Here is a 23,669-nt window from a genome sequence, read left to right as displayed (position 1 = left end):
CCCCGGAACACCTCTCAGCCGATCCGGTCGTCCGCCACCGGTGCGCCCGCCGCCAGCCACCGCAGCAGCGTGCGGACGGCGAACCCGGTGCCGCCCTTGACCACCTCGGCGGCGTCGCTGCCCGCGCGCGCCGGGCCGGCGACGTCCAGGTGGGCCCAGGGCAGGCCGCCGGTGAACGGCTGCAGGAACAGCGCCGCCGTCGTCGACCCGGGGTTGCCCGGCGCGTTGTTGGCGTCGGCGACGTCGGAGGCCAGCTGCGGGCGCAGGTGCGACACGTGCTCCTCGGCCAGCGGCATCCGCCAGAACGACTCCCCCGCGTGCCCGGCGGCGGTGAGCAGCGCGTCGGCCAGCCCGTCGGAGGTGGCGTAGAGCCCCGCGGTGCGGGCGCCCAGCGCCGTCTTCATCGCACCGGTCAGGGTGGCGACGTCGACCAGGACGCTCGCGCCCAGCTCGGCGTGCGCGTACGCCAGGGCGTCGGCGAGCACGAGGCGCCCCTCGGCGTCGGTGTTGCGCACCTCGGTGGTGCGCCCGCCCACGTGCCGGACCACGTCGGCCGGGCGGTAGGCCGATCCGGAGACCGCGTTCTCGGCGAGCGCGACCACCGCGGTGACCCCGACCGGCAGCTCCAGCCGGGAGGCGGCGTCGACCGCGGCGAGCACGGTCGCGGCGCCGGCCATGTCGGTCTTCATCTCGCGCATGCCGGCGGTGGTCTTGATCGACAGGCCACCGGTGTCGAAGGTGATGCCCTTGCCGACCAGCACCGGGCGGGACTCCCCCGCCCCGGGCGGGGCGTACCGGACGACGACCACCCGCGGTGGCGAGGCCGAGCCGCCGCCGACGGCGAGCACCCCGCCGAAGCCTCCGGCGCGCAGCTCGCCCGGGCCGAGCACGGTGACGTCGACGTGCGGGAGCCTGGCGAGCCGGGCGATGACCTGGTCGCTGAGCCAGGCCGGGTCCTTGGTGTCGCTGGGGGTGTTCACCAGGTCGCGGGCCCAGGCGACGGCGTCCGCGGCGACCGCGCCGGCGAGCTCCCCGGCGGCGACGGCCGGGTCGTCGGCGTCGGCGGCCACCACCGCCACCTCCTCGAGCCGGGGCGGGTGCGGCGTGGACGTCGCGCGGAAGCGGTACCCGGCGAGCACGACGGCCTCGACGGCGGCGCGCACCTCCTCCGCACCGGCGGGACCGGCGGCGGAGTCCAGCGGCAGCACCAGCCGGCGGGCGCCGTGCTCGGCGAGGGTCTGCGCGCGGCGGACCGCGACGCCCACGTAGCTGCGCAGGTCGGGGACGGTGCCGTCACCGACGCCGACCGCGACCACGCTGCGCGGCCGCCGGCCCGGGACCGGGACGTTGGTGATCCCGCCCGGCTTGCCGCCGTTGCCGGTGTCCGCGAGCGCACCCGCCAGGAACTCCGGGTCGACCGGGGGCTCGCCGGCGTCCGGGCCGGTCAGCCAGGGCGGCAGTGCGCCCTGTGCGCCGACGGGCACCGCCAGCACGTCGTCCGGGCCCAGGACCGGCAGCGCGGGCACGACGGTGACCCGCGGGGACGGCAGGCGCGACACGGCCCCGGTCGCCGGCGTGGTGCCGACGGCCGGGGCCGTGTCGTCGCCCGCGGGGCTGCCCGGGGGCAGGCTCGCGGCGGTGTTCAGCTGATCGCGCCCTTCAGGGCCTCGGAGAGGGCGCTCGCCTCGTCGGGGGACAGCTCGACGACCAGCCGGCCGCCACCCTCCAGCGGGACGCGCATGACCAGGCCGCGGCCCTCCTTGGTGACCTCGAGGGGACCCTCACCCGTGCGCGGCTTCATGGCCGCCATGCGTGCCTCCTTCGCCCGCCACCCGCGGCCGGACGGCCGCGGTGTGGCACCAGTTGTGCAGAGAACCGGGTGCCATGATCCCGTATGGGGGGCCGATCGACCAACCCGGACCCTCCGGCGCGGCCCGGACGGGTCAGGCGGGACCGGCCCGGAAACACGTCGCGACGTGGTCGTCGACCATCCCGGTGGCCTGCATGAGCGCGTAGCCGGTGGTCGGTCCGACGAACCGGAAGCCGCGTCGCTTCAGCTCCTTCGCCATCGCCACCGACTCCGCCGAGGTGGCCGGCACGTCGGCCAGCGTCCGCGGTCGGGGCCGCGGCCCGGACGGCGCGAACGACCACAGCAGCTCCGAGAGCCCCTCGGGCACGGCCAGCGCCGCGCGGGCGTTGGCGACCGCTGCGGTGACCTTCGCCCGGTTGCGGACGATGCCGGCGTCGGCCATCAGCCGCGCCACGTCGTCGTCGGTGAACTCCGCGACCACCTCGATCTCGAAGCCGGCGAACGCCGCCCGGAAGGCCGGCCGCTTGCGGAGGATGGTGATCCAGGACAGCCCCGACTGGAACGCCTCGAGGGTGAGCCGCTCGTAGAGCGCGTCGTCCCCGGACAGCGGGGTGCCCCACTCCTCGTCGTGGTACGTCACGTACTCGGGCGCGCTCGTCGCCCAGCCGCAGCGCTGCAGGTCGTCGGTGCTCCGGGGGCGCTCCACGGGTGCCGAAGCTAGCGTCTGCGCTCGTGCGCATCCTGATCACCGGAGGGGCGGGCTTCATCGGCTCGCACGTCGTCGCCGCCTGCCGTGCGGCCGGACACGAGGTGCGGGTGCTCGACGCCCTGCTGCCCGCGGTCCACCCCAGCTACACCGACGGCGTCCCCGGCCTCGACGGGGTGGAGCTGACCCAGGGCGACGTCCGGGACGCCGCGACCGTCGACCGGGCGCTGGCCGGGGTGGACGCCGTCTGCCACCAGGCGGCGATGGTCGGCCTCGGCGTCGACGTGCAGGACATGCCGGAGTACGCCGGGATCAACGACCTGGGCACGGCGGTGCTGCTGGCCGCGATGGCCCGCGCCGACGTCGGCCGGCTGGTGCTGGCGAGCTCGATGGTGGTCTACGGCGAGGGCCGGTACGAGTGCCCGGAGCACGGCGTCGTCCCCGCGGCGCCGCGGCGGCGGGCCGACCTGGACGCCGGCGCGTTCGAGCCGCCCTGCCCCGTCTGCGGCCGGCAGCTGAGCTGGGGCGAGGTCGGTGAGGACACCCCGGCCGATCCGCGCAACACCTACGCCGCGACCAAGCTCGCCCAGGAGCACCTGGCGTCGGCGTGGGCCCGGTCGACCGGGGGTGGCGCGGTCGCGCTGCGGTACCACAACGTCTACGGCCCGCACATGCCGCGGGACACCCCCTACGCCGGGGTCGCGTCGATCTTCCGGTCGTCCCTGGAGGGCGGCCGGGCGCCGCGGGTCTTCGAGGACGGTGGCCAGATGCGCGACTTCGTGCACGTCAGCGACGTGGCGCAGGCGAACCTGCGAGCGCTGGAGGCCACTCCCCCGGAGTCGGCCCTGCGCGCGTACAACGTGGCGTCGGGGGTGCCGCACAGCGTCGGCGACATGGCCGCCGCGCTGGCCGAGGCGTTCGGCGGGCCGGCTCCGGAGGTCACCGGCGAGTACCGCATCGGCGACGTCCGGCACGTGGTGGCCTCCCCCGCGCGGGCCGAGGCCGAGCTCGGCTTCCGCGCGCAGGTGACGTTCGCCGACGGCATGCGCGAGTTCGCCACCGCCCCCCTGCGCCCCGCCCCCTGAGCGCACCTCGCCGTCCCGCCGAGATGGCCATGTCGGCGGGACGGGTACGGGGTCAGGCGCGGAGGTCGAGCAGGCTGATCGGCGCGCCCCGCCACAGGTCGCGGGTGGGCTGCTCGGGGTAGGGCCGTACGCCGCCCCGCTCGCCGGTGTCGAACACCCGGGTGAGCGCCCGCCGCTCGTCGAACGCCGGCCACCCGGGGTCGCCGTCCCGGGCGAAGGCGGTCCAGGCGCCCTGCAGCTGCGCGGAGACCTCGGCGGCCTCGGCCGGCGGCGGGGTGCCCAGCAGCTGCGCGCCGAGGCCGGCGTCCAGCCGGCCGAACACCAGCGGGACGTCGAGGGCGTGACAGGCGCCGAACACGCCACCTCCGCCCGGCGCGGGCCAGGTCAGCTCGTACAGGTGCGCCCGGCCGCCGCCCGCGGTCTGCGCCCGCGCCACGTCCAGGCTCGGCACCCGGAACATCCGGTCGGAGTGCGCCAGGACGAACAGCTCCTCGGGCGATGCCTCCGGGTACGCCGCCCGCATCCGCGTCTCCGGCGTCGCCCCCGGGCCGAACACCGCCATCGCCGTGGCCGCCTGCTCCTCGGTGACGGTGCCGACCTGGCCGCCCAGCGCGAGGAACAGCCGCCACTCGTCCCGGTTGTGCCCGACCACCAGCGGCACGTCGCGCGCGGCGCCGCCGGTCAGCCCGGTCCACGGGTCGGTGGACAGCACCTCGCCGTCGACCACCGGCGAGAACGGCGTCGGGGTGTGCGACACCAACCCCCAGCGGTCCAGCTGCGGCAGCCGCCGGTCGAGCTCGGTGAGGGCGTCCACCAGCCGTTGCGGTGGGACGTCGGCGAGCGCGGCCGCCGTCGCCGGCAGGCCCAGCGGCGCGACCAGCTCGGCGCCCACGTCGCGCGCCAGCTCCGGGGTGAACCAGGTGCCGGGCACGCTCTGCAGCACCGCCTGGGCGAACAGCCCGCGGGCCGTCGGCATCACCAGCAGCCCGGCGATGATGCCGGCCCCGGCCGACTCACCGAACACCGTCACCCGCGCCGGGTCCCCGCCGAACGCCGCGATCTCCGCCTGCACCCAGCGCAGCGTCGCCTCGACGTCGAGCAGGGCACGGTTGGCCGGGGCGCCGTCGAACTCCGCCCAGCCCTCGACGCCGACCCGGTGGTTGGCGGTGACGACCACGGCGCCGGTGCGGGCCAGGGCGGCGGCGTCGTACTCGGGCACGTCGGCGCGGCCCATCCGGTAGGCGCCGCCGTAGACCCAGACCAGCACCGGCAGCCCGGTGGCGCCGGGGTCCGGTGTCCACACGTTCAGGGTCAGCCAGTCCGTCGGGTCGTGCCGCACCGGCCCCGGGTGGGGCGGCTCCGGGGGCGGCGGGCCCATCGGCGCCTGGGGCGGCGGGGGCCCGAAGACGTCGGCCTCGCGGACGCCGTCCCACGGCCGGGCGGGCCGCGGTGCCTGGAACCGCAGCGGGCCCACGGGCGGGGCGGCGAACGGGATGCCGCGGAACACCGCCAGCCCCTGCTCGGTGCGGCCGCGGACCGCGCCGGCACGGGTACGGACCACCGGCGACGTCGACGGTTCGGTCATGGACTGCTCCTCGGGTGGGGGTCAGGGGACGGCGCTGTCGACCTCGGTCAGCTCCGAGCGACGGGGGCGGGTGGGGCTGCGGCGGGTGGCCAGCACGCAGCCGAGCAGCACCAGCGGCAGGCCGACGGCCAGGCCGAGGGTGAACGGCTCGTCGAGCAGCAGCACCCCGAGCAGGACGGCGACCGCCGGGTTCACGAAGGTGATCACCAGTGCCCGCTGCGGCCCGGCCTCGCGGATCAGCGCGAAGAACAGCGCCAGCGCGAGGGCCGTGCAGACCAGCCCGAGCACGGCCACCGACACCAGCGCGTCCGCCGGGGCGCCGGGCAGCTCGCCGACCTGGGGCAGCGCGAACGGGGCGTAGACCAGCGCGGTGACCGTCAGCGCGATGGCGGCGACCGCGACGCCGGGGACGTCGGGCAGCGCGCGGGTGACCACCATCGGCGCGGTCGCGTAACCGACCACCACCAGGGCGACGGCGCCGATCGCGGACAGCTGGGCGCCCCCGACGTCCAGCCCGAGCAGCGCGGCGATGCCGACGACGCCGATCAGCATGCCCACCACCCGCACCGGGGACAGCCGGTCCTCGTCGCCGGCCAGCCGGGCGGTGAGCGCCGCGACGAACGGGACGGCGGCCACCAGCAGCCCGGTGAGCGAGCTGGACAGCGACTGCTCGGCCCAGGACAGCAGCAGCCACGGCCCGGTCATCTCCAGCACGGTGAACAGCAGCAGCGCCCGCCAGTGCCGCAGCGCCGGGCGCAGCTGGCCGCGGGCGATCGTCCAGGGCAGCAGCACCGCGGCACCGATCGCACAGCGGGCGAAGACGACCAGCACCGGGGAGAACTCGCCGACCGCGACCTTGATCAGCAGGTACGGGACGCCCCAGATCACCGCCATCGCGACGAACAGCGCCCAGCCCCGCCGGCTCACCGAACCACCCCCGACACCCCGGTCACCGGGACATCATGCGCGGGTCACCACTCGGTGCGGACGACGACCTCGATCGCGATCGCCAGCACGACCGCGGCCGCCAGCCAGACCCGGCGCTGGCGCGGCGGCAGGAAAACCGTCGCCACCAGCAGCCAGACGTAGAACGGCAGCCAGATCCGCTCGGTCTCCCCGCGCACCAGCCCGGTGGCGTCGGAGACCAGGACGCCGGCGAGCGCGGCCAGCGGCACCAGCGCCAGCCGGTGGCGGCGCAGCGAGGCGAGACCGGCGACCGCGGCCGGCCCGATGGCCAGCGCACCGGCGGCCAGGTTGCTGACCAGGAAGAACGGCAGCGGCCGGTTCGCGTACGACGGGCCGGAGCGCACCCGGTCCCCGGCGACGGTGAAGCCTTCCACCCACCAGTAGCCGCCGACGGCGAAGGCGGCGACCACGAGCAGCACGCCCACCGCGCCGACGCCGAGCACCCGGGCCACCCCGACCCAGCCGAGCCGCCCACGGTGCACCAGCACCACGACGAGCACGACCAGGCCGAGCGCGGTGAGCCCGAAGGAGAGGAACAACGCCGCCCCCATCAGCACCCCCCCGCCGAGGGCACGCAGGTCGGCCGCGAGGCCCGGCGCACGGGCGGCCGCCGTCGCGAGCAACGCGACGCCCCAGGCGGCCACCCCGGCGAAGAACGCGTCGGCGCTGGTCGCCACCCACAGCGCGACCGGCGCGAGCACCAGGAACGGCGCCACCACCCGGGCGCTCGCCTCGTCGGCCACCGCCCGCACCGTGACGAGCACCGCGGGGACGGCGAGCGCCCCGCCGGCGACGCACAGCGCCGCCGCCCAGCCGAGTCCGCTGAGGCCCAGCCGGTCGAGGGCCACGAAGGCGAGCAGGGCGCCGGGTGGGTGGCCGGCGACGTGGGTGGTCCACGGGTCCGCGGAGTCGGCCGGGACCGAGGCGGCGAACCCGGACAGGAACTGGCCGATCGAGCCCACCCGGGGCACGTCGTTCGGGTACTCGTAGACCGAGTCCAGCGGCTCGGTCAGCCGGTGCACCCCGGAGCTCAGCGCCAACCCCACGGCCCAGCCGGCGGAGGCGAGCGCCGACGCCGGCAGCAGCAGCCGCCAGCTCGCCCGGGCAGCCAGCGCCGGCCCCCACAGCACGCCGGCGAGCCCGACGGCCACCGGCAGCAGCACAGCCGGGGTGAGCACCACGCCGAAGCCGCCGCGCAGCACGTACCCGCCGAGCAGGTGGAGGACGACGCCGTTCTCGCTCAGCCGCCAGCCGACGAACCCGGTGACCACGACGACGAGCGCGGTCAGCGCGACGGCGACCAGGGGCCGGCGCTGCCCGCCCCGCGGGGACTCGACCGGAGCGGGCGCCGTCTGCACCGGGTCGAGAGTAGGGGCGCGGCGCCGGGCCGGCCGGTCGAGGTCATCCGATCGGTGGTCCACGACCGAACAGCAGGCGATGACCGTCGAACCCGGCTACCGTCCGTTCGTGCCGGACGTCGTCTTCCCCTGCCTGAACGAAGCCGGAGCGCTGCCCGCGGTGCTCACCCGGCTGCCCGCCGGCTACCGCGCGATCGTGGCCGACAACGGCTCGACCGACGGCTCGGCGCAGATCGCCGCCGACCACGGCGCGACCGTCGTGCACGTGCCTCAGCGGGGGTTCGGCGCCGCCGCGCACGCCGGGCTGGAGGCGGCCACCGCCGACGTCGTCTGCTTCTGCGACGCCGATGCCTCGATGGACCCCGCCGACCTGCCGACGGTCGCCGACCCGGTGCTGGCCGGGGAGGCCGACCTGGTGCTCGGCCGGCGCCGGCCCACGCACCGCAGCGCCTGGCCGCTGCACGCCCGGGTCGCCAACACCGCGCTAAGCGTGATGCTCCGCCGCCGCACCGGGCTGGCGCTGCGCGACCTGGGGCCGATGCGCGCCGGACGCCGCGAGGCGCTGCTCGCCCTGGGCATCACCGACCGCCGGTTCGGCTACCCGCTGGAGATGGTCACCCGGGCCGCCGACGCCGGCTGGCGGATCATCGAGGTCGACGTCGACTACGCCCCCCGCGCCGAGGGGACGAAGTCCAAGGTGACCGGCACCGCGCTGGGCACGCTGCGCACGATCCGGGACATGCGGGAGGTGCTGGCGCGATGACCCCGACGACGGTGACCCAGCTGCTGGTGATCACCAAGGCGCCGGTGCCGGGCAGGAGCAAGACCCGGCTCACCCCGCCGTGCACCCCCGAGCAGGCCGCCGCGATCGCCTCGGCCGCGGTCGGCGACACCCTCGACGTCGTCCGGGCCAGCGACGTCGCCCGCCGGGTGGTCGCCCTCGACGGCGCGCCCCGGGACCTCGACCTGTCCGGCTGCGTCGTCGTCCCGCAGGTCGACGGCGACCTCGGCACCCGGCTGGCCGCCGCCTTCGCCGACGCGATGGCCGGGGCACACGCGACCACCCCGACGCTGCTCATCGGGATGGACACCCCGCAGGTGACCCCGGAGCTGCTCGCGGCCTCGCTGGACCGGCTGGTCGACGCCGGTCCGGGGACGGCGGTCCTCGGGGTCGCCCCCGACGGCGGCTGGTGGGCGCTCGGCCTGCACTCCCCCGACGGCGCGCAGGTGCTGCCCGACGTGCCGATGTCCCGCGACGACACCGCGGTGCTGACCCGGGCCGCGCTGGAGGGCGCCGGGCTGACCGTGCTCGACCTGCCGCAGCTCACCGACGTCGACCACTTCCCCGACGCGGTCGCGGTGGCCGCGCTCTGCCCGCCGGACAGCCGCACCCGCCGCACCGTGGACGAGGTGGCGGCGGGGCTGCCGTGACCGCCGCCCTGGACCGGCTGCTCGGCGCCCGGCTGCCCGACCCCCCGGAGGGGCTGCGCCGCGGCCCCTTCCGGCGCGGTGCCTTCCCCAGTCCGCTGCACTCCGAGCGGCGCACCGCCCGGGTCGGGGTGTGGCTGGGGGCGGCCTTCCTGGTCTGCTTCGGCACCGGGCTGATCAGCCACTGGATCCAGCAGCCACCGGGCTGGTTCACCTGGCCGGCCGAGCCGGTGTGGCTGTACCGGGTCACCCAGGGCACCCACGTCGCCGTGGGCCTGGCAGCCATCCCACTGATCCTGGTCAAGCTGTGGACGGTCTACCCGGAGCTGTTCCGCTGGCCGCCGGTGTCCACCGTGGCCGGGGTGGTCAGCCGGCTGTCGATCCTGGTGCTGGTGGGCGCCGGCGTCATGCAGCTGGCCACCGGCCTGATCAACATCAGCCAGTGGTACCCGTTCGGCTTCTTCTTCACGGTCGCGCACTACTGGACCGGCTGGATCGCCATCGGCGCCGTCGCCGTGCACGTCGGCGCCTACGCCCCGCAGATCCGGCGGGGGCTGGCCCGCCGTGGCTCTCCTGCGGCGACCGCCGGGCTGGCCGCGGCGCAGGCGGACGAGGTGGCCGCCACCGATGCCGCCGCGGAGGACGGCGCGGTGTCCCGGCGCACCTTCGTGCTGGCCACCGGCCTCGGCGTCGGGGCGGTCGCCCTGACCACCTGGGGCCAGACGATCAGCGCGCTGAGCCCGGTCTCCGGCCTCGCCCCGCGAGCGCCCGGCGTCGGCCCCCAGGGGGTGCCGGTCAACCAGACCGCTGCCGGTGCCGGGGTCACCGAGACCGCGGTCGATCCCGCCTTCCGGCTGGTCGTGGAGGGCCCGGAACGGTTGGAGCTCAGCCTGGCCGACCTGGCCGGCTTCGACCAGCACACCGAGCGGCTGCCGATCACCTGCGTCGAGGGGTGGAGCGCGGACGGCGACTGGACCGGCCCCCGGCTCCGCGACGTGCTGGCGGCAGCCGGCATCCCGGCGGACACCTCGGTGACCGTCGAGTCGCTGCAGACCGGCGGGCTCTACCGGGTCTCGACGGTGCGCCCGCCGCACGCGACCAGCCCGCGGACGCTGCTGGCGCTGCAGCTGTCCGGCGAGCCGCTGGACCTCGACCACGGCTACCCGGTGCGGCTGATCGCGCCCAACCGGCCCGGCGTCATGCAGACCAAGTGGATCACCCGGATCGCGCCCGGCACCGGCGGGATCGGCGCATGAGCACCAGCTCCCGCACAGCGGGCGGGTCCACCCCGTACGCATCCGACCCGAGGCGGCCGGCCACCTCGGCACTGACCCCGTGGTGGCGCTGGCTGTTCCTCGTCCCCGGGCTGGCCGCGGTCGGCTACGGGGCGTTCGGCCTGGTCGGCGCGGGTGGGCGGGTGCCGCTGCTGGCCTGGGGCACCTGGTTCCTCGGCAGCGCACTGCTGCACGACCTGGTGATCGCACCGCTCTGGATCGGCCTGGGCTGGCTCGCCGCCCGGTTCCTCCCCCGGCCCGCGCGGGGGCCCGTGGTGGTCGCCGCACTGGTCAGCGGTGTGCTGTCGCTCGTCGCGCTGCCGTTCGTCCTGGGCTTCGGCGGCGACCCCGGCGACCCGTCGTTCCTGCCGCGCGACTACGACCGGAACCTGCTGCTGATCGTGTTGGCGGTGTGGCTGGTCGCCGCGGTGTGGGCGCTGGTCGCCGTCCGCCGGGCCCGCCGCCAGGGGCACTAGGCGAGCGACCGCGCAGCGCGGTCGACCATCCGGCGGCTGGCCGCGGTGCCGGCCAGCACCAGCGCGCACCCCACGACGACGGAGCCGGCGAACAGCACCAGCCCGATCGGCTCCTGCGCCAGCGAGTCGAGGTACGGGGTGATCATCAGCAGCGAGGTGACCGACGCCCCGCCCACGCACACCACCAGCGGCAGGGCGGTCTCCCGCATCCGCGCGGCGTGCAGCGTACCCACCTCGGTGCCGGCCAGGTGCAGCGCCCGGTACTCGGTGGCGGAGTCCAGCGCCCGGCCGGCCTGGGTCACCCCGGTCGAGACCGCGGCCAGCAGCGCGGCGATCACCAGGGTGACCGCCGTCCCGGTGGCGATGTCGATGCCCAGGTACCGATCCGCCTCCTCGGCGGTGGCCGACATCGCCGGGCTCACGCTGAGCACGCCGGCCACGAAGGCGATCAGCGCCACCCCGCCCACGCTGCGCCAGGCGGCCTTCGGGTCGTCGACCAGCCGGCGTGCGGCCAGCAGCGTCGGCACGCTGTGCGCCCGGCGGACGGCGACCCGGCCGATCACCGAGACCAGCCACGGCCCGACCAGCGTGAACACCCACATGGCCCCGGCCAGCGTCACCAGCAGGATGGCGAGGAGGAACACCAGCTCGACCTGGAACATCCCGCCGGCAGCTGCTGCGAACACCCCGCCGACGGCCACGAGCGGCACCAGCCGGGTCCACGACAGCCGCTTCGGCGGGAGCCGGCGGGCCACCCCGAGCGGGCTGATCGCCACCCGGCGCAGCGCGGCCAGCGCGGAGACCAGCGCCACCAGCGGGACGGCGGGCAGCGCGATCGCCGCCCAGCCGCCCACCCACAGCTCGGCGACGTCGAACGTGCGCCCCTGGAACGGCAGCAGGGCGACCAGCGGCAGCGTCGCGCCGTGGAGCACCGCCCCGAGCAGTGCGCCGGCCACCGCCTGGGTCAGGGCCTCGGCCACCGCCATCGCCGACACCTGCCCGGTGGTCGCCCCGGCCAGCCGCAGCGCGGCCATCCGGGCGTTCCGCCGGGCGACCGCCAGCCGGGCCGCCGCGCCGCCGAGGGTCACCAGCGGCACCAGGATCAGCGCGGCCGCGGTCAGCGACAGCACCACGTAGATCAGCTCGTCGAAGCCCTCGGCCTCCGCCCGGGCACGCTCGACGAAGGCGTGCACCCCGCCGAGGGTGGTCAGCAGCGCCCACGTCACCGCGGTGAACGCGAGCACCGCCAGACCGGTGGTCAGCCGGTCACCGCCCTGCCGGCGGGCCAGGCCCGCCCACAGCCGCAGCGCGGCGATCACCGCGGCACCGCACCCGCGGCCGGGGTGGTGCGCCGATCGTCGACCAGCCGGCCGTCGGCCATGGTCACCACCCGGTCGCACCCGGCGGCCACCCGGTCGTCGTGGGTGACGACGACGAGCGCGGCGCCGGCCGCCGACGTCGCGCTGACCAGCAGCCGCAGCACCTCCTGCCCGGTGGCGGCGTCCAGCGCCCCGGTCGGCTCGTCGGCGAAGACCACGCCCGGCTCGCCCACCAGTGCGCGGGCGATCGCGACCCGCTGCCCCTGCCCGCCGGACAGCTCCCCCGGGCGGCGCTGCTCCAGCCCGGTCAGGCCGAGCCGGCCCAGCCACTCCGCGGCCCGGGCGGTCGCCGTGCGGCGGCCGGCCCCGGCCAGCATCAGCGGCAGCGCCGCGTTCTCCACCGCCGGCAGCTCCGGCAGCAGCTGGCCGGACTGGAAGACGAACCCGAAGTCGGTGCGGCGCAGCGCGGTGCGCCGGGCGTCGGAGAGCCGGGCCAGGTCCTGCCCGCGCCAGGTCACCGAGCCCGACGTCGGCCGCACGATGCCGGCGAGCACGTGCAGCAGCGTGGTCTTGCCCGAACCCGACGGCCCCATCACCGCCAGCGACCCGGGGCCGACGTCGAGGTCGACGCCGGCGAGCGCGTGCGCCGCGGTCGGGCCGGCGCCGTAGGTCATCCGCACCTCGCGGGCGGAGAGCACTGCTGTCATGCCCTGATCGTCGGGCGGCCGGGCCCCCGGCCGCGTCGCCCCGGGGGCGGATCCTCGACCGCCGGTGTCCACCGGCGGTCGTACGGCACCGTCCTCCCCGGCGGGAGGAGCGGGCGGCGGCCCGGGACGTCGAGCGGGCCGCCGCCGGTCAGTGGGCGCGCGCGTAGGCGGCGAACCGGCGCAGCGACACCCGGTAGGCGGCGGCGATCACCGGGCGGGCCAGCGGCCAGCCGGCCCGGCCGAGCGCGCCCAGCGGCAGGTCGACCTCCTCGGTCCACACGAACGTCGACCCGTTCTCCCCGCGGGGCAGCACCTCGAACGTGCCGGTGCCGCGCACGACCTTCCCGGTGTGCCGGACGTCGACCCGGCGCGGCGCCTCCCAGCGGGTCACCAGCATGGTGTCCAGCACGCCGATGCGGCGCCCGCCGAACAGCCCGAAGGGCAGCCTGACGCCGGTGACCGCGGCGATCCGGCCGCCCACGCCCTGCGCGCCGCCGTCGTCGTCGGGTTCGACGTCGGTGAGCACCATCCACTCCCCCTGGCGCTCCCAGTCGACCAGGGCCGCGAACACCTGCTCCGGCGGTGCGTCGACGTCGATCCGCTCGACCAGTTCAGGCATCGGTGCGCTCCTCGGGGTGGTCCACGGGTTGATCGGTGTGCGGGTCGTCCCGCCGAGCGGCGTCGGCGCGCAGCGCGGCGATCTCCTCGTCGCGCTCGTCCAGGGCCGTCGCGAGCTGGTCCAGCAGCCAGTCGACCTCGCTCATCCGGTAGCCCCGCACGGCGACCGACATCCGCAGCGCTCGCACGTCGGCGGCCACCACCGGCCGGTCGTCGGGCAGTTCGACCGGCGAGCGCGCGGGGTCGGCCGGGGGCTGGGTCTCCCCCCGGCCCAGCAGCAGCGAGCCGCCGAGGAAGAGCAGCCCGCCGACGACGAGCAGGCCCAGGACGAAGACGACCGCGGACACGGTCAGTCGTCGACCGGGGCCGGCGGCGGTGCGTCCGCGGCCGGGTCCCGTTCCCGCTCGGCCTCGGCGGCGGAGATGATCGCCACCGCCTCGGCGACGTCGTCGGTGACGTGCAGCAGGTCCAGGTCCTTCTGGCTCACGGTGCCGGCCTCGGCCATCGTGCTGCGGATCCAGTCCAGCAGCCCGGACCAGTACTGCGAGCCGAACAGGATCACCGGGAAGCGGGTGACCTTGCGGGTCTGCACCAGGGTGAGCGCCTCGAACAGCTCGTCCAGGGTGCCGAAGCCGCCGGGCAGGATGACGAAGGCCTGGGCGTACTTCACGAACATCGTCTTGCGCACGAAGAAGTAGCGGAAGCTGATGCCGACGTCGACCCACTCGTTGAGCTCCTGCTCGAACGGCAGCTCGATGCCCAGGCCCACCGACATGCCGCCGGCGTCGCAGGCGCCCTTGTTGGCCGCCTCCATCGCCCCCGGGCCGCCACCGGTGATCACCGCGTAGCCGGCCTCGGCCAGGGCGGCACCCAGCTGCACCCCGGTCTCGTAGTACGGGGAGTCGCGCGGGGTGCGGGCGCTGCCGAAGACGCTGACCGCCCGCGGCAGCTCGGCGAGCAGGCCGAAGCCCTCGACGAACTCGCTCTGGATGCGGAGGACACGCCACGGGTCCGCGTGCACCCAGTCGGTGGGGCCGCGCCGGTCCAGCAGTCGCTGGTCGGTGGTCGAGCCCTCGGCCTGCGGGTCGGGCTCTCCCCCGCGCAGCGTGATCGGGCCGCGGTGGCGGGTGGGCCGCGGGCGGCGTCCGTTCTCGGTCGAGCTCATGCGTCGCTCCCGCTGAGGTAGGCGATCAGGGCGTCCTCGGCCGGCTGCAGCCGGTCGATGCGCGTGTACTCCCCGGCCTGGTGGGCCAGGTTGGGGTCTCCGGGGCCGTAGTTGACCGCGGGGATGCCGAAGGCGGCGAACCGGGCCACGTCGGTCCAGCCGAGCTTGGCCCGCGGCGGCTGCCCCACGGCCGCCACGAAGTCTGCCGCCGCCGGCTCGCCGAGGCCGGGCAGCGCGCCGCCGGAGGAGTCGGTGACCTCGCAGGTCACCCCGGCGGCCAGCGCGTCGGCGAACACCTCGCGCACGTGCGCCTCCGCGGCGTCCTCGTCGCGGTCGGGGGCGTAGCGGAAGTTCACCGTCACCCGGCACTCGTCGGGGACGACGTTGCCGGCGACCCCGCCCTCGATCCGCACCGCGTTGAGCCCCTCCCGGTACTGCAGGCCGTCGATCTCCACCTGCCGCGCCTCGTACCCGGCGAGGGTGGCGAGGATGCCGGCCGCGCCGTGCACGGCGTTGACGCCGAGCCAGGACCGGGCGCTGTGCGCGCGCTTCCCGGGCACGGTGAGCACGACGCGCAGCGTGCCCTGGCAGCCGCCCTCGACGACGCCGTCGGTGGGCTCGAGCAGGATCGCGAGGTCGCCGTAGAGCCAGCCGCGGCGCTCGCGGGCGACCCGGCCCAGGCCGTTGCGCACCGCCTCGACCTCCTCGTTGTCGTAGAAGACGAACGTGACGTCGCGGGCCGGCCGGGCCCCCGGGACGCCGAACCGCGCGGCCAGCCGCAGCATGACCGCGTCGCCGGCCTTCATGTCGCTGGTGCCGCAGCCGTAGAGCCGCTCCTCGCCGTCGACGGTCTCGACCCGGCTGGGCAGGTTGTCCGCGACCGGCACGGTGTCCAGGTGCCCGGCGAGCACGATCCGGGTGGGCAGGTCGAGGTTGGTGCGGGCCAGCACGGTGTCGCCCACGCGCTCGACCTCCAGCCCGCCCAGCCCGCGCAGCGCCGCCTCGACCGCGTCGGCCAGCGGCTGCTCCGCCCCGGAGACCGACGGGGTGTCGACCAGCGCCCGGGTGAGGGTCAGCACGTCGGCGGTCAGGTCCAGCGGGGCGGGATCGGTCACGGGCCGAGCCTAATCAGGCCCGGCCCGTGACCGCCCCGCACGCGCGGGGACCGCCGGGGACCGGTCAGCGCGCCGGGGTCAGCCGCACGAAGACGCCACCGGCGCGGTGCACGACCTCGACCCGGCAGCTGCCGGTCGTGTCGAGCGCCGAGCCGAAGGCGCCCCGCACCGACCGGGCCAGCAGCACCGGTACCTCGCCGCCGTGCGCCCACCGGCGCGCGTCGGTCACGGTGAGCTCCAGCCGGCTGCCCGCGCCCAGCGTCGCGGTGCCGATCACCGACAGCGGGGGCTGCGCGCCGGAGCCGAGGGTCAGCTGCAGCGCGCCCCCGGTCACGGCGACGTCACCGCGGGCGGCGACCACCGTCGCGCCGGCGGCCAGGCGCAGGGCCCCGCCGTCGACGGAGACCGGGCCGTTGCCCAGCGCGCCGTTGGACCGGGCCACCAGGGCGCCGTCGACCACCCGGATGCCCCCGGTGAATGCGTTCGTCCCGGCCAGCTCGAGCGTGCCCGAGCCCGCCTTCACCAGGCGGCCGGCGCCGGTGACGTCGTTGCGCCAGGTGTCCCGGGCGGCGAACCCGCCGGCGGCGGCGTCCAGCGCGACCCGCACCTCGCCGTCCAGGCTGCCGTAACCGTCCGCGGCGGTGAACAGGTCCAGCCGGCCCCAGTACTCGGGGCCGTCCAGCAGCGGGTGCCCCGACGGCAGGGCGGTGGTGCGCAGCACCTCGCGCCGCTGCTCGGCGGACAGGTAGGGCAGCCGGGTCTCCAGCAGCGCCTCCGCGCCCTTGGGCACCACCATCGGCACCGACGTCGACCCGCGGGTGGGCAGGCCGTAGGTGAGCCGCTGCAGGTGCTGACGCCGGGTCGTCTCCCGGTCGACGCCGGCCTGGGCGAACGCGGCGAGCGTGTCGGGCGTCGTCCCGGTGCGGGCGGTGAAGTAGGCCAGCGCCTGCGCCCGGGCCTCCGCCTTGACCTGGGCGTTGCCCGCCTCGTAGAGCTTCGCCGCGGCCAGCGCGGTGCCCAGGATCCGCCCGCCGATGACGTCGACCGGGGAGTGCATGCCGGTCACGATCCGGTAGTCCGACAGGCGGGAGGCCCAGGCCACCATCTCCTGGTAGCGCTCCGGCACGGCGTAGGCCAGGGCCAGCGACGCCAGCCACGTGGCGTTGGTGTGCCCGCTCGGGTAGCCGCCGTCCTCGGCCGGGGTGGTGCTGCGCTGGCGCAGCAGCTGCGGGGCCACCACCACGTCGGTGCGGTAGACCGGGTAGCCGAGCTCGTCGGTGGCACCGGTGGGCACCACGGTGCTGGCGCTGGTCAGCCGCCAGGGGCGGGGGTACTGGAAGGTGTACTTGGTCGGGTTGCTCGAGGTGTTGGAGCCGCGCAGCGTGTTGACCAGGTCGACCACCCGGCCGAGCTCGGAGGACGGCGAGCCGGCGCCGGTCGACGAGCCGGCGGGCGCACCGGCCGGCACGGCGTCGTCGATCTTGGTGGGCGGGGTGCCGTCGGGGGCCGAGGTGATGCTGGTGACCGCCTTGGCCCCGGTTCGGTAGAGCTCGGTCAGCGGGCCGAGGCCACCGGTCACCGAGTAGCTCTGGTGCTGGCGGTCGAAGATGAACGACTGCTTCGCCTCCGCGGCGGTGCGCGCCCGGGTGACCTGCACGACGTGGGTGATGTTCTGCCGCAGCAGCGGGTCGACCGCCACGCCGGTGTCCCAGCTGGACCCGGTGGCCCACAGGCCCTGCATGCCGGACAGGATCACGACCGCGGCGTTCGTCTCCGCGCTGAGGTTGGCCGTCGTGTTCGTGTCGTAGTGGTCGACGAAGGGCAGCAGCGGGCTGTCGCTCGCCACCCGCGTCGCCTCCCCCGGGGCGGCCAGCGCCCGCGCCGGGCGGAAGAGCGTGGCCGGCGCCAGCAGCAGGGCCGACCCGGCGGCACCCACCTTGAGGAAGTTGCGCCGGTTCACGCCCTGCACGACCTGGCCGTCCGACGACGCGCCGTCCTTCACCTGCACTGCATGCCTCCTGGGATCCGTGGCGGCCTGTCCGCCGCCGAGGACCCTGGTCGAGCCAGGCCACCACCCGGCCAACGGCGAGCGTCGTGATCACCAACAGTCGGGCGGCCAGTGGGCCGCTCGGTCGCGGACCCGGCCGGGGCGCTGGGTAGCGTGGACGACCGTGACGACCCCCGCAGAGACCACCGGCGCGAACGGCGTCGGCATCGCCACCCTGAGCGCCGATGGCACCGTGCTCGACGTCTGGTTCCCGGCTCCCTCGCTCAGCTCCGCCGACCAGGGCGGCAGCGGCACCCAGCAGCTGGGCGTGCTGGAGCTGGAAGGGCTGCTCGGGCCGGACTACTCGGGCCTGGTCCGCTCCGACGAGACCCGCGGGGTGGAGTCGATCGCCGTCGCGACCACCATCGCCGACCTGTCCGAGCCCCCGGTCGACACCTACGACGTCTGGCTGCGGCTGCACCTGCTGTCGCACCGGCTGGTCCGCCCGCACGGGGTCAGCCTGGAGGGGCAGTTCGGCCTGCTGGCCAACGTCGCGTGGACCAGCGCCGGCCCGGTGCTCGCCACCGAGCTGGACGCCGTCCGGGCCAGGATCCGCTCCGCGCACGGCCAGCTGACCGTCTTCGGCGTCGACAAGTTCCCGCGGATGGTCGACTACGTCGTCCCCTCCGGCGTGCGCATCGCCGACGCCGACCGGGTGCGCCTGGGCGCCCACCTGGCCGAGGGCACCACGGTCATGCACGAGGGCTTCGTGAACTTCAACGCCGGCACCCTCGGGCCCTCGATGGTGGAGGGGCGGATCAGCGCGGGCGTCGTGGTCGGGCGCGACTCCGACGTCGGCGGCGGCGCGTCGATCATGGGCACGCTGTCCGGCGGCGGGAAGCAGGTCATCTCCATCGGCGAGGGCTGCCTGCTGGGCGCCAACGCCGGCATCGGCATCTCCCTCGGCGACCGCTGCGTGGTCGAGGCCGGCTGCTACGTCACCGCCGGCGCGAAGATCACCCTGCCCGACGGCTCCACGGTGAAGGCCGCGGAGCTCTCCGGCCGCGACGGGCTGCTGTTCCGCCGCAACTCGGTGACCGGCGCGCTGGAGGCCACCCCGCGCGACGGCGACTGGGGCTCGCTCAACGCCGCCCTGCACGCCAACGACTGACGGCTGACCGGGGGCTCGCCGCGTCGTCCTGCCAGGGAAGGCACAGCCTGCCTGCCTAGCATCGACGGCGATGGCCAGCTCCCCGGCGTCGACGCGGCGGCCCCCGGCCCGGTCGGGGCGTCCCCCCGCCCGGTCAGGGCGGCCGCCGGCGCGCCGCGCGCCGTCCCGGAGGCCGAGCCGCAGGCGGCCCGTCGGCCCGCTGGTGCTCGTGCTGGCGGTGCTGCTGATCGGTGGCCTGGCGGTCTGGCGGGGTGGGGACGACGCTGCACCCATGGCGACCGGCACGTGCACGGTGACCGGTTCCGACGTCTCCGTGACCACCGAGCAGGCGGCGCACGCCGCCACGATCGCCGCGGTCGCCCGCTCGCGCGGGCTGCCGCCGCGGGCCACGGTGATCGCGCTGGCCACCGCGCAGCAGGAGTCGCGGCTGCGCAACCTCGACTACGGCGACCGGGACTCCCTGGGCCTGTTCCAGCAGCGCCCGTCCCAGGGATGGGGCAGCCCCGAGCAGGTGCAGGACCCGGTGTACTCCGCCGGCAAGTTCTTCGACGGCCTGGTCGAGGTGCCCGGCTGGGAGACCGGCCGGCTCACCGACATCGCCCAGGCCGTCCAACGCAGCGGCTTCCCGGAGGCCTACCAGCAGTGGGAGCCGCTGGGGCAGGCGCTGGGCGGTGCGCTGCTGGCCGACGGGCCGGGAACGCTGTCGTGCAGCTACGAGCCGACCGCCACCGACAACCCGATGGACCAGCGGGTCGCCGCCGTGGCCGACGCCGTCCGCCGCGAAGCGGGGCCCGCCGAGGTGGGCGTCGGCGGCGCCCTCACCGTGCCCGGCGAGGGCTGGCCCGCGGCGCACTGGGCGGTGGCGTCGGCCGCCCGGCTGCAGCTGGACCGGGTGTCGCTGGACGGTTGGCGGTGGACGCTGGACGACGGGTGGGCCGAGGCCCCGGGCACCGGCGGGCGACCGCTGCGGCTGGAGCTGGCGGGCTGACCGTCAGCCGGTGGCCCCGACGGCGAGCAGCGTCGCGGCAGCCGTCCCGGCGAGCGCCCGGACGGTGTTCCAGGCCGTCCACCGGCGCACCCAGCCGGGCCACCGCTCGCCCGCCGTGGCCGACCCGGCGTCCTGCCGGGCCAGCGCGTCGTTGAGCGGCACGTTCCCGGCCACCGTCACGCCGACCACACCGACCAGGTAGGCGGCCGCCCCGGCGAGCACCGCCGCCCGCCCGTCCCCGGCCAGCTCGCGCGCCCCGGTGACCAGGCACAGCGCGGCGGTGCCGAACAGCAGCGTGAGGAAGGCTGGGCGCAGCGCCGTCCGGTTGACCGACTGCATCGCCGCCACCCCGGCCCCCGGCGGGAGCGCCGCCAGCGCCGGCAGCACCATCAGGCTGAACACCGCGAACGCGCCCGCGACCAGTGCGGCACCGAGCGCGGTCAGCCCGGGCAGCAACGCCATCAGACCCTCGCGGGCGCCGCGCACCGGACGTGCGCGGCGACATCGGCCGGCTCCCGCCCGAGCACGCGGCGCACCCCGTCGGTGGTCGCGGTGTTGCGCCCGTCGAGCACCTCGGTGAACAGGTGGCGCATCAGCTCGCGGACGTCGTCGGACACGCCCGCCGCGGCCAGCCCGGCGAGGTGCTCCTCGACCGGCTCCGTGCGGAAGTGGGCGGGCCGGCCGGTGGCCGCCGCGACCTCGGCCACCGCCTCGGCGAACGTGAGCGCCCGTGGGCCGGTCAGCTCGTGCACCCGACCAGCGTGCCCGTCACCCAGGAGCGCGGCCATCGCCACGTCGGCGATGTCGTCGGCGTCGAGGAACGGCTCCCGCACCATGCCCACCGGGAGCGCCAGCTCCCCCTCGGCCATGGCCGGGGCGAACGCGCCCTCGGTGAAGTTCTGCGCGAACCAGCTGCACCGCAGCACCGTCCACTCCAGCCCGCCCGCGTCGGCGGCCGCGGCCACCAGCTGCTCGGCGGCCTGCGCACCCGGCTCGCCCCGGCCGGAGAGCAGCACCACCCGCCGGGCACCGGCGGCGGCCGCGCGGCCGGTGAACGCGGCGAGGGTCTCCCCCGCGCCGGGCACCGCCAGGTCCGGCGCGTAGGCGAGGTACACCGCGTCCGCGCCGGCCAGGGCCGCGTCCCAGCCGCTGGGTCCGGCCCAGTCCAGCCGGCGCGCACCGCTGCGGCTCGCCGGCACCGCGGTGTGCCCGGCCGCCCGCAGGCGTGCAGTCACGCGGCTCCCGGTGGTCCCGGTACCGCCCGTCACGAGGGTCGTCGTCCTGCCCTGGGTCGTCATGCACCGAGTACAGCGACGGCCGGTGAGACGGTCCATGGTCAGGACTCCCGCCCGCATGCGCCGGCGTCTACGGTCCCGGACATGGACGCCGTCTCCGCGCTGCTGACCGCGCCGCGCGCGCAGGACGCGTTCCTGCTGCGCTCGGTGCTGCGGGCCCCCTGGGCGCTGCGGGTGGCCGACGAGGCGCCGCTGACCACGCTGGCGGTGCTGCGGGGATCGGCGTGGGTGGTCGACGACGACGGCCGCGCCACCCGGGTCGACGCCGGCGATGTCGCCCTGCTGCGTGGCCCGCGTCCGTACACGGTCGCCGACGACCCGGGCACCCGCCCGCAGGTCGTCGTCGGCCCCGGTCAGGAGTGCGCACCGGTGCCGGGCGGCGAGGGGCGGATGACCGTGCTCGGGGTGCGCACCTGGGGCAACGACACGGCCGGGGAGACGGTGCTGCTCACCGGCACCTACCCCGACCCCGGGGAGATCGGCCGGCGGCTGGTGCGCGCGCTGCCCGAGCTCGCCGTCGTCCCCCGGGACGCGGGCACCGGTGCGCTGGTCGGGCTGCTGGCCGACGAGCTGGCCCGGGAGGCGCCGGGGCAGACCGCGGTGCTGGACCGGCTGCTCGACGTCACCCTCGTCTCCGCACTGCGCTCCTGGTTCGACCGGCCCGGGGCGCAGGCGCCGGGCTGGTACTCGGCGCATGCCGACCCGGTGGTCGGTCCGGCCCTCACGTTGCTGCACGACGAGCCCGCCCGGCCGTGGACGGTCGACTCGCTGGCCGGGGCGGTGGGTGTCGCCCGAGCCACCCTGGCCCGCCGGTTCACCACGCTCGTCGGCGAACCGCCGATGGCCTACCTGACCGGGTGGCGGATCGCGCTGGCCACGGACCTGCTGCGCGACCCCGACCTCACCCTGGCCGCCATCGCCCGGCGGGTGGGCTACGCGACGCCGTTCGCGCTGAGCGCCGCGGTGAAGCGGTCCACCGGACGCAGTCCCGCCGCCCACCGGGTGGCGGCGGGCTGAGCTAGTCGGTCAGCCGCTGCACCGCGGCGTCGATGCGCTCGTCGGTGGCGGTGAGCGCCATCCGCACGTGCCGGGCGCCCGCGGGCCCGTAGAAGGAGCCGGGAGCGGCGACGATGCCGAGGCCGGCCAGCCAGTCGATCGTCGTCCAGCAGTCCTCGTCGCGGGTGACCCACAGGTACAGCCCGGCCTCGGAGTGGTCGATCCGCGCGCCGGTCGCCCGCACCGCCGCCACCAGCCGCTCCCGACGCGACCGGTAGCGCTCCCGCTGCGCCTCGACGTGCCCGTCGTCGGCGAGCGCGGCGGCCATCGCCGCCTGCACCGGCCCCGGCACCAGCAGCCCCAAGTGGCGGCGGACCTCCCACACCCGGCGGACCAGCGCCGGGTCACCGGAGAGCAGCCCGCCCCGGTAGCCGGCCGCCGTCGACTGCTTGGACAGCGAGTGCACCGCCAGCAGGCCGGTGTGGTCGGGGCCGGCGATCTCCGGGTGCAGCACCGAGCGGGGGACGACGTCCCACCCGAGCTCGACGTAGCACTCGTCGGCCACCACCGGCACGCCGTGCTCGCGCCCCCAGGCGACCCAGGCGCGCAGCTCGTCGTCGCCGAGCACCCGGCCGTGCGGGTTGCCCGGCGAGTTCAGCCAGACCAGCACCGCGTTCCCCGGCTCGGCCGGTGGGGTGTCGGCGCGGACGACGTCCAGCCCGGCCACCACCGCGCCCACCTCGTAGGTCGGGTAGGCGACCTCGGGAAGCAGCACGGTGCCCTCGTGCAGGCCGAGCATGGTGGGCAGCAGCGCCACCAGCTCCTTGGAGCCGACGGTCGGGATCACCGACGGGTCGGCGCCCAACGGGTCGGCCAGCTGCACGCCGAGCCGGCGGGCGAGCCAGCCGGCCGCGGCGCGGCGCAGCTCGGCCGTGCCCAGTGCGGTCGGGTAGCCGGGTGCGTTGCCGGCCGCGGCCAGCGCCTCGGTGAGGACGGCGGGGGTGTCGTCGACCGGCGTCCCGATGGACAGGTCGACGACGCCCCCGGCGTGCTCAGCGGCGCGGGCGCGGGCAGCGGCCAGCGAGTCCCACGGGAAGTCCGGCAGCTGCGGCCGGCCGGCGGGCCCGGTGGTGCTCAGTGACCCTCGCCCTGCGGCGGCAGGGCGGCGACCAGCGGGTGGTCCTTGGCGATCTTGCCGGTCTTCGCGGCGCCGCCGGGGCTGCCCAGGTCGGAGAAGAACTCCACGTTGGCGTTGTAGAAGTCCTTCCACTTGTCCGGGACGTCGTCCTCGTAGTAGATGGCCTCCACCGGGCACACCGGCTCGCAGGCACCGCAGTCGACGCACTCGTCGGGGTGGATGTAGAGCATCCGCTCGCCCTCGTAGATGCAGTCCACCGGACACTCGTCGATGCACGCCTTGTCGAGGACGTCGACGCAGGCCTGGGTGATGACGTAGGTCACGGGTCTCCTCCGGGACGTGCAGGGGCGGCAGCCCCCGGACTGACCAGGGGCGCAGCGGTACGCGGACAAGTATCACCCGACACCCCGGGCGGGAGCGCGACGGGTGGTCGGCGGGTCCCCCGGAGGGTGACCCGGCGGCGCGTGCCGGGACCGCACCAC

At 76.4% G+C, this 23,669-nt stretch carries 25 protein-coding genes; 8 read left to right on the top strand and 17 right to left on the bottom strand.

Going from position 1 to position 23,669, the window contains the following annotated elements; translation table 11 throughout:
• Window positions 1–14: 14 nt before the first annotated feature.
• The 3 genes from JD78_RS01070 to JD78_RS01060 form a co-directional block, all read right to left on the bottom strand.
• On the bottom strand, window positions 15–1,559 hold the full coding sequence (locus JD78_RS01070; protein WP_228394898.1) for a leucyl aminopeptidase family protein: 1,545 nt from the start codon (window positions 1,557–1,559) through the stop codon (window positions 15–17).
• Between the two features lie 83 nt (window positions 1,560–1,642).
• On the bottom strand, window positions 1,643–1,810 hold the full coding sequence (locus JD78_RS01065) for a DUF3117 domain-containing protein (RefSeq protein WP_064972432.1): 168 nt from the start codon (window positions 1,808–1,810) through the stop codon (window positions 1,643–1,645).
• A gap of 133 nt (window positions 1,811–1,943) precedes the next feature.
• A complete protein-coding gene (locus tag JD78_RS01060; RefSeq protein ID WP_153356602.1) occupies window positions 1,944–2,516 on the bottom strand; it encodes a DNA-3-methyladenine glycosylase I in 573 nt (190 codons plus the stop codon).
• A gap of 26 nt (window positions 2,517–2,542) precedes the next feature.
• Here JD78_RS01060 and JD78_RS01055 point away from each other — a divergent pair, with 26 nt between their 5' ends.
• Window positions 2,543–3,601: an NAD-dependent epimerase/dehydratase family protein gene (locus JD78_RS01055; protein ID WP_153356601.1), complete on the top strand. Its 1,059-nt coding sequence runs from the start codon at window positions 2,543–2,545 to the stop codon at window positions 3,599–3,601.
• A 52-nt stretch (window positions 3,602–3,653) separates the two neighbouring features.
• Here JD78_RS01055 and JD78_RS01050 read toward each other — a convergent pair whose 3' ends face one another.
• The 3 genes from JD78_RS01050 to JD78_RS01040 are packed head-to-tail and all read right to left on the bottom strand — an operon-like array spanning window position 3,654 to window position 7,510.
• Entirely contained in the window at window positions 3,654–5,186 is a 1,533-nt protein-coding gene (locus JD78_RS01050; RefSeq protein ID WP_153356598.1) for a carboxylesterase/lipase family protein, read from the bottom strand.
• 21 nt (window positions 5,187–5,207) lie between these two features.
• A complete protein-coding gene (locus JD78_RS01045) occupies window positions 5,208–6,113 on the bottom strand; it encodes a DMT family transporter (RefSeq protein WP_153356596.1) in 906 nt (301 codons plus the stop codon).
• A gap of 44 nt (window positions 6,114–6,157) precedes the next feature.
• Window positions 6,158–7,510 carry a hypothetical protein gene (locus JD78_RS01040; RefSeq protein ID WP_153356594.1) on the bottom strand — a complete coding sequence of 451 codons (1,353 nt, stop codon included), beginning with the start codon at window positions 7,508–7,510 and terminating at the stop codon, window positions 6,158–6,160.
• Window positions 7,511–7,589: 79 nt separating this feature from the next.
• On the opposite strand from JD78_RS01040, the gene JD78_RS01035 reads away from it, so the two are divergent.
• From JD78_RS01035 to JD78_RS01020, 4 genes are read left to right on the top strand one after another with little or no spacing between them, the layout of a single operon-like run.
• Window positions 7,590–8,273 carry a glycosyltransferase family 2 protein gene (locus tag JD78_RS01035; protein ID WP_153356592.1) on the top strand — a complete coding sequence of 228 codons (684 nt, stop codon included), beginning with the start codon at window positions 7,590–7,592 and terminating at the stop codon, window positions 8,271–8,273.
• Window positions 8,270–8,941, top strand: a complete 672-nt coding sequence (locus JD78_RS01030) for a TIGR04282 family arsenosugar biosynthesis glycosyltransferase (RefSeq protein ID WP_153356590.1) — start codon at window positions 8,270–8,272, stop codon at window positions 8,939–8,941. Before JD78_RS01035 ends, JD78_RS01030 begins: the two co-directional genes overlap by 4 nt.
• Window positions 8,938–10,194, top strand: a complete 1,257-nt coding sequence (locus JD78_RS01025) for a molybdopterin-dependent oxidoreductase (protein WP_153356588.1) — start codon at window positions 8,938–8,940, stop codon at window positions 10,192–10,194. Before JD78_RS01030 ends, JD78_RS01025 begins: the two co-directional genes overlap by 4 nt.
• The gene (locus JD78_RS01020) at window positions 10,191–10,688 is read left to right on the top strand and encodes a hypothetical protein (RefSeq protein WP_153356586.1); all 498 of its coding nucleotides are present in this window, start codon (window positions 10,191–10,193) and stop codon (window positions 10,686–10,688) included. The genes JD78_RS01025 and JD78_RS01020 overlap by 4 nt, the downstream gene beginning before the upstream one ends.
• Here JD78_RS01020 and JD78_RS01015 read toward each other — a convergent pair.
• From JD78_RS01015 to JD78_RS00985, 7 genes are all read right to left on the bottom strand, one after another.
• A complete protein-coding gene (locus JD78_RS01015) occupies window positions 10,685–12,007 on the bottom strand; it encodes a hypothetical protein (RefSeq protein WP_208103941.1) in 1,323 nt (440 codons plus the stop codon). The two genes, JD78_RS01020 and JD78_RS01015, sit on opposite strands and share 4 nt — an antisense overlap.
• Window positions 12,004–12,714 carry an ABC transporter ATP-binding protein gene (locus tag JD78_RS01010; RefSeq protein WP_153356584.1) on the bottom strand — a complete coding sequence of 237 codons (711 nt, stop codon included), beginning with the start codon at window positions 12,712–12,714 and terminating at the stop codon, window positions 12,004–12,006. The genes JD78_RS01015 and JD78_RS01010 overlap by 4 nt, the downstream gene beginning before the upstream one ends.
• A 148-nt stretch (window positions 12,715–12,862) precedes the next feature.
• On the bottom strand, window positions 12,863–13,333 hold the full coding sequence (locus JD78_RS01005) for an SRPBCC family protein (RefSeq protein ID WP_153356582.1): 471 nt from the start codon (window positions 13,331–13,333) through the stop codon (window positions 12,863–12,865).
• Complete coding sequence (locus JD78_RS01000) at window positions 13,326–13,679, bottom strand: DivIVA domain-containing protein (RefSeq protein ID WP_153356580.1); 354 nt, start codon at window positions 13,677–13,679, stop codon at window positions 13,326–13,328. Before JD78_RS01000 ends, JD78_RS01005 begins: the two co-directional genes overlap by 8 nt.
• A 2-nt stretch (window positions 13,680–13,681) precedes the next feature.
• On the bottom strand, window positions 13,682–14,497 hold the full coding sequence (locus JD78_RS00995; RefSeq protein WP_153356578.1) for an LOG family protein: 816 nt from the start codon (window positions 14,495–14,497) through the stop codon (window positions 13,682–13,684).
• Window positions 14,494–15,612 carry a succinyl-diaminopimelate desuccinylase gene (gene dapE, locus JD78_RS00990; RefSeq protein WP_208103940.1) on the bottom strand — a complete coding sequence of 373 codons (1,119 nt, stop codon included), beginning with the start codon at window positions 15,610–15,612 and terminating at the stop codon, window positions 14,494–14,496. Before dapE ends, JD78_RS00995 begins: the two co-directional genes overlap by 4 nt.
• A gap of 64 nt (window positions 15,613–15,676) precedes the next feature.
• The gene (locus tag JD78_RS00985) at window positions 15,677–17,620 is read right to left on the bottom strand and encodes a phosphatase PAP2 family protein (protein ID WP_208103939.1); all 1,944 of its coding nucleotides are present in this window, start codon (window positions 17,618–17,620) and stop codon (window positions 15,677–15,679) included.
• Between the two features lie 163 nt (window positions 17,621–17,783).
• Here JD78_RS00985 and dapD point away from each other — a divergent pair, with 163 nt between their 5' ends.
• Together dapD and JD78_RS00975 are read left to right on the top strand one after the other, a co-directional pair.
• Window positions 17,784–18,770, top strand: coding sequence for a 2,3,4,5-tetrahydropyridine-2,6-dicarboxylate N-succinyltransferase (gene dapD / locus JD78_RS00980; protein WP_153356576.1), 987 nt, complete (start codon window positions 17,784–17,786; stop codon window positions 18,768–18,770).
• 271 nt (window positions 18,771–19,041) lie between these two features.
• A complete protein-coding gene (locus JD78_RS00975; RefSeq protein WP_208103938.1) occupies window positions 19,042–19,758 on the top strand; it encodes a hypothetical protein in 717 nt (238 codons plus the stop codon).
• A gap of 3 nt (window positions 19,759–19,761) precedes the next feature.
• Here JD78_RS00975 and JD78_RS00970 read toward each other — a convergent pair whose 3' ends face one another.
• Window positions 19,762–20,220, bottom strand: coding sequence for an anthrone oxygenase family protein (locus JD78_RS00970; RefSeq protein WP_153356574.1), 459 nt, complete (start codon window positions 20,218–20,220; stop codon window positions 19,762–19,764).
• Complete coding sequence (locus JD78_RS00965; RefSeq protein ID WP_228394897.1) at window positions 20,220–20,993, bottom strand: Rossmann-fold NAD(P)-binding domain-containing protein; 774 nt, start codon at window positions 20,991–20,993, stop codon at window positions 20,220–20,222. The genes JD78_RS00970 and JD78_RS00965 overlap by 1 nt, the downstream gene beginning before the upstream one ends.
• Before the next feature lie 144 nt (window positions 20,994–21,137).
• Between JD78_RS00965 and JD78_RS00960 the strand changes: the two genes are divergently transcribed.
• Complete coding sequence (locus JD78_RS00960; RefSeq protein WP_153356570.1) at window positions 21,138–22,070, top strand: AraC family transcriptional regulator; 933 nt, start codon at window positions 21,138–21,140, stop codon at window positions 22,068–22,070.
• A gap of 1 nt (window position 22,071) precedes the next feature.
• Here JD78_RS00960 and dapC read toward each other — a convergent pair whose 3' ends face one another.
• Together dapC and fdxA are read right to left on the bottom strand one after the other, a co-directional pair.
• The gene (dapC, locus tag JD78_RS00955) at window positions 22,072–23,154 is read right to left on the bottom strand and encodes a succinyldiaminopimelate transaminase (protein ID WP_279526870.1); all 1,083 of its coding nucleotides are present in this window, start codon (window positions 23,152–23,154) and stop codon (window positions 22,072–22,074) included.
• A gap of 29 nt (window positions 23,155–23,183) precedes the next feature.
• Window positions 23,184–23,510: a ferredoxin gene (gene fdxA / locus JD78_RS21630; RefSeq protein WP_075012384.1), complete on the bottom strand. Its 327-nt coding sequence runs from the start codon at window positions 23,508–23,510 to the stop codon at window positions 23,184–23,186.
• Window positions 23,511–23,669: the final 159 nt, after the last annotated feature.

The sequence above is a fragment of the Modestobacter roseus genome (assembly GCF_007994135.1).
In the GTDB taxonomy this organism is placed as follows: Bacteria; Actinomycetota; Actinomycetes; order Mycobacteriales; family Geodermatophilaceae; genus Modestobacter; species Modestobacter roseus.
This window is presented reverse-complemented; position numbering and strand designations above follow the sequence as displayed.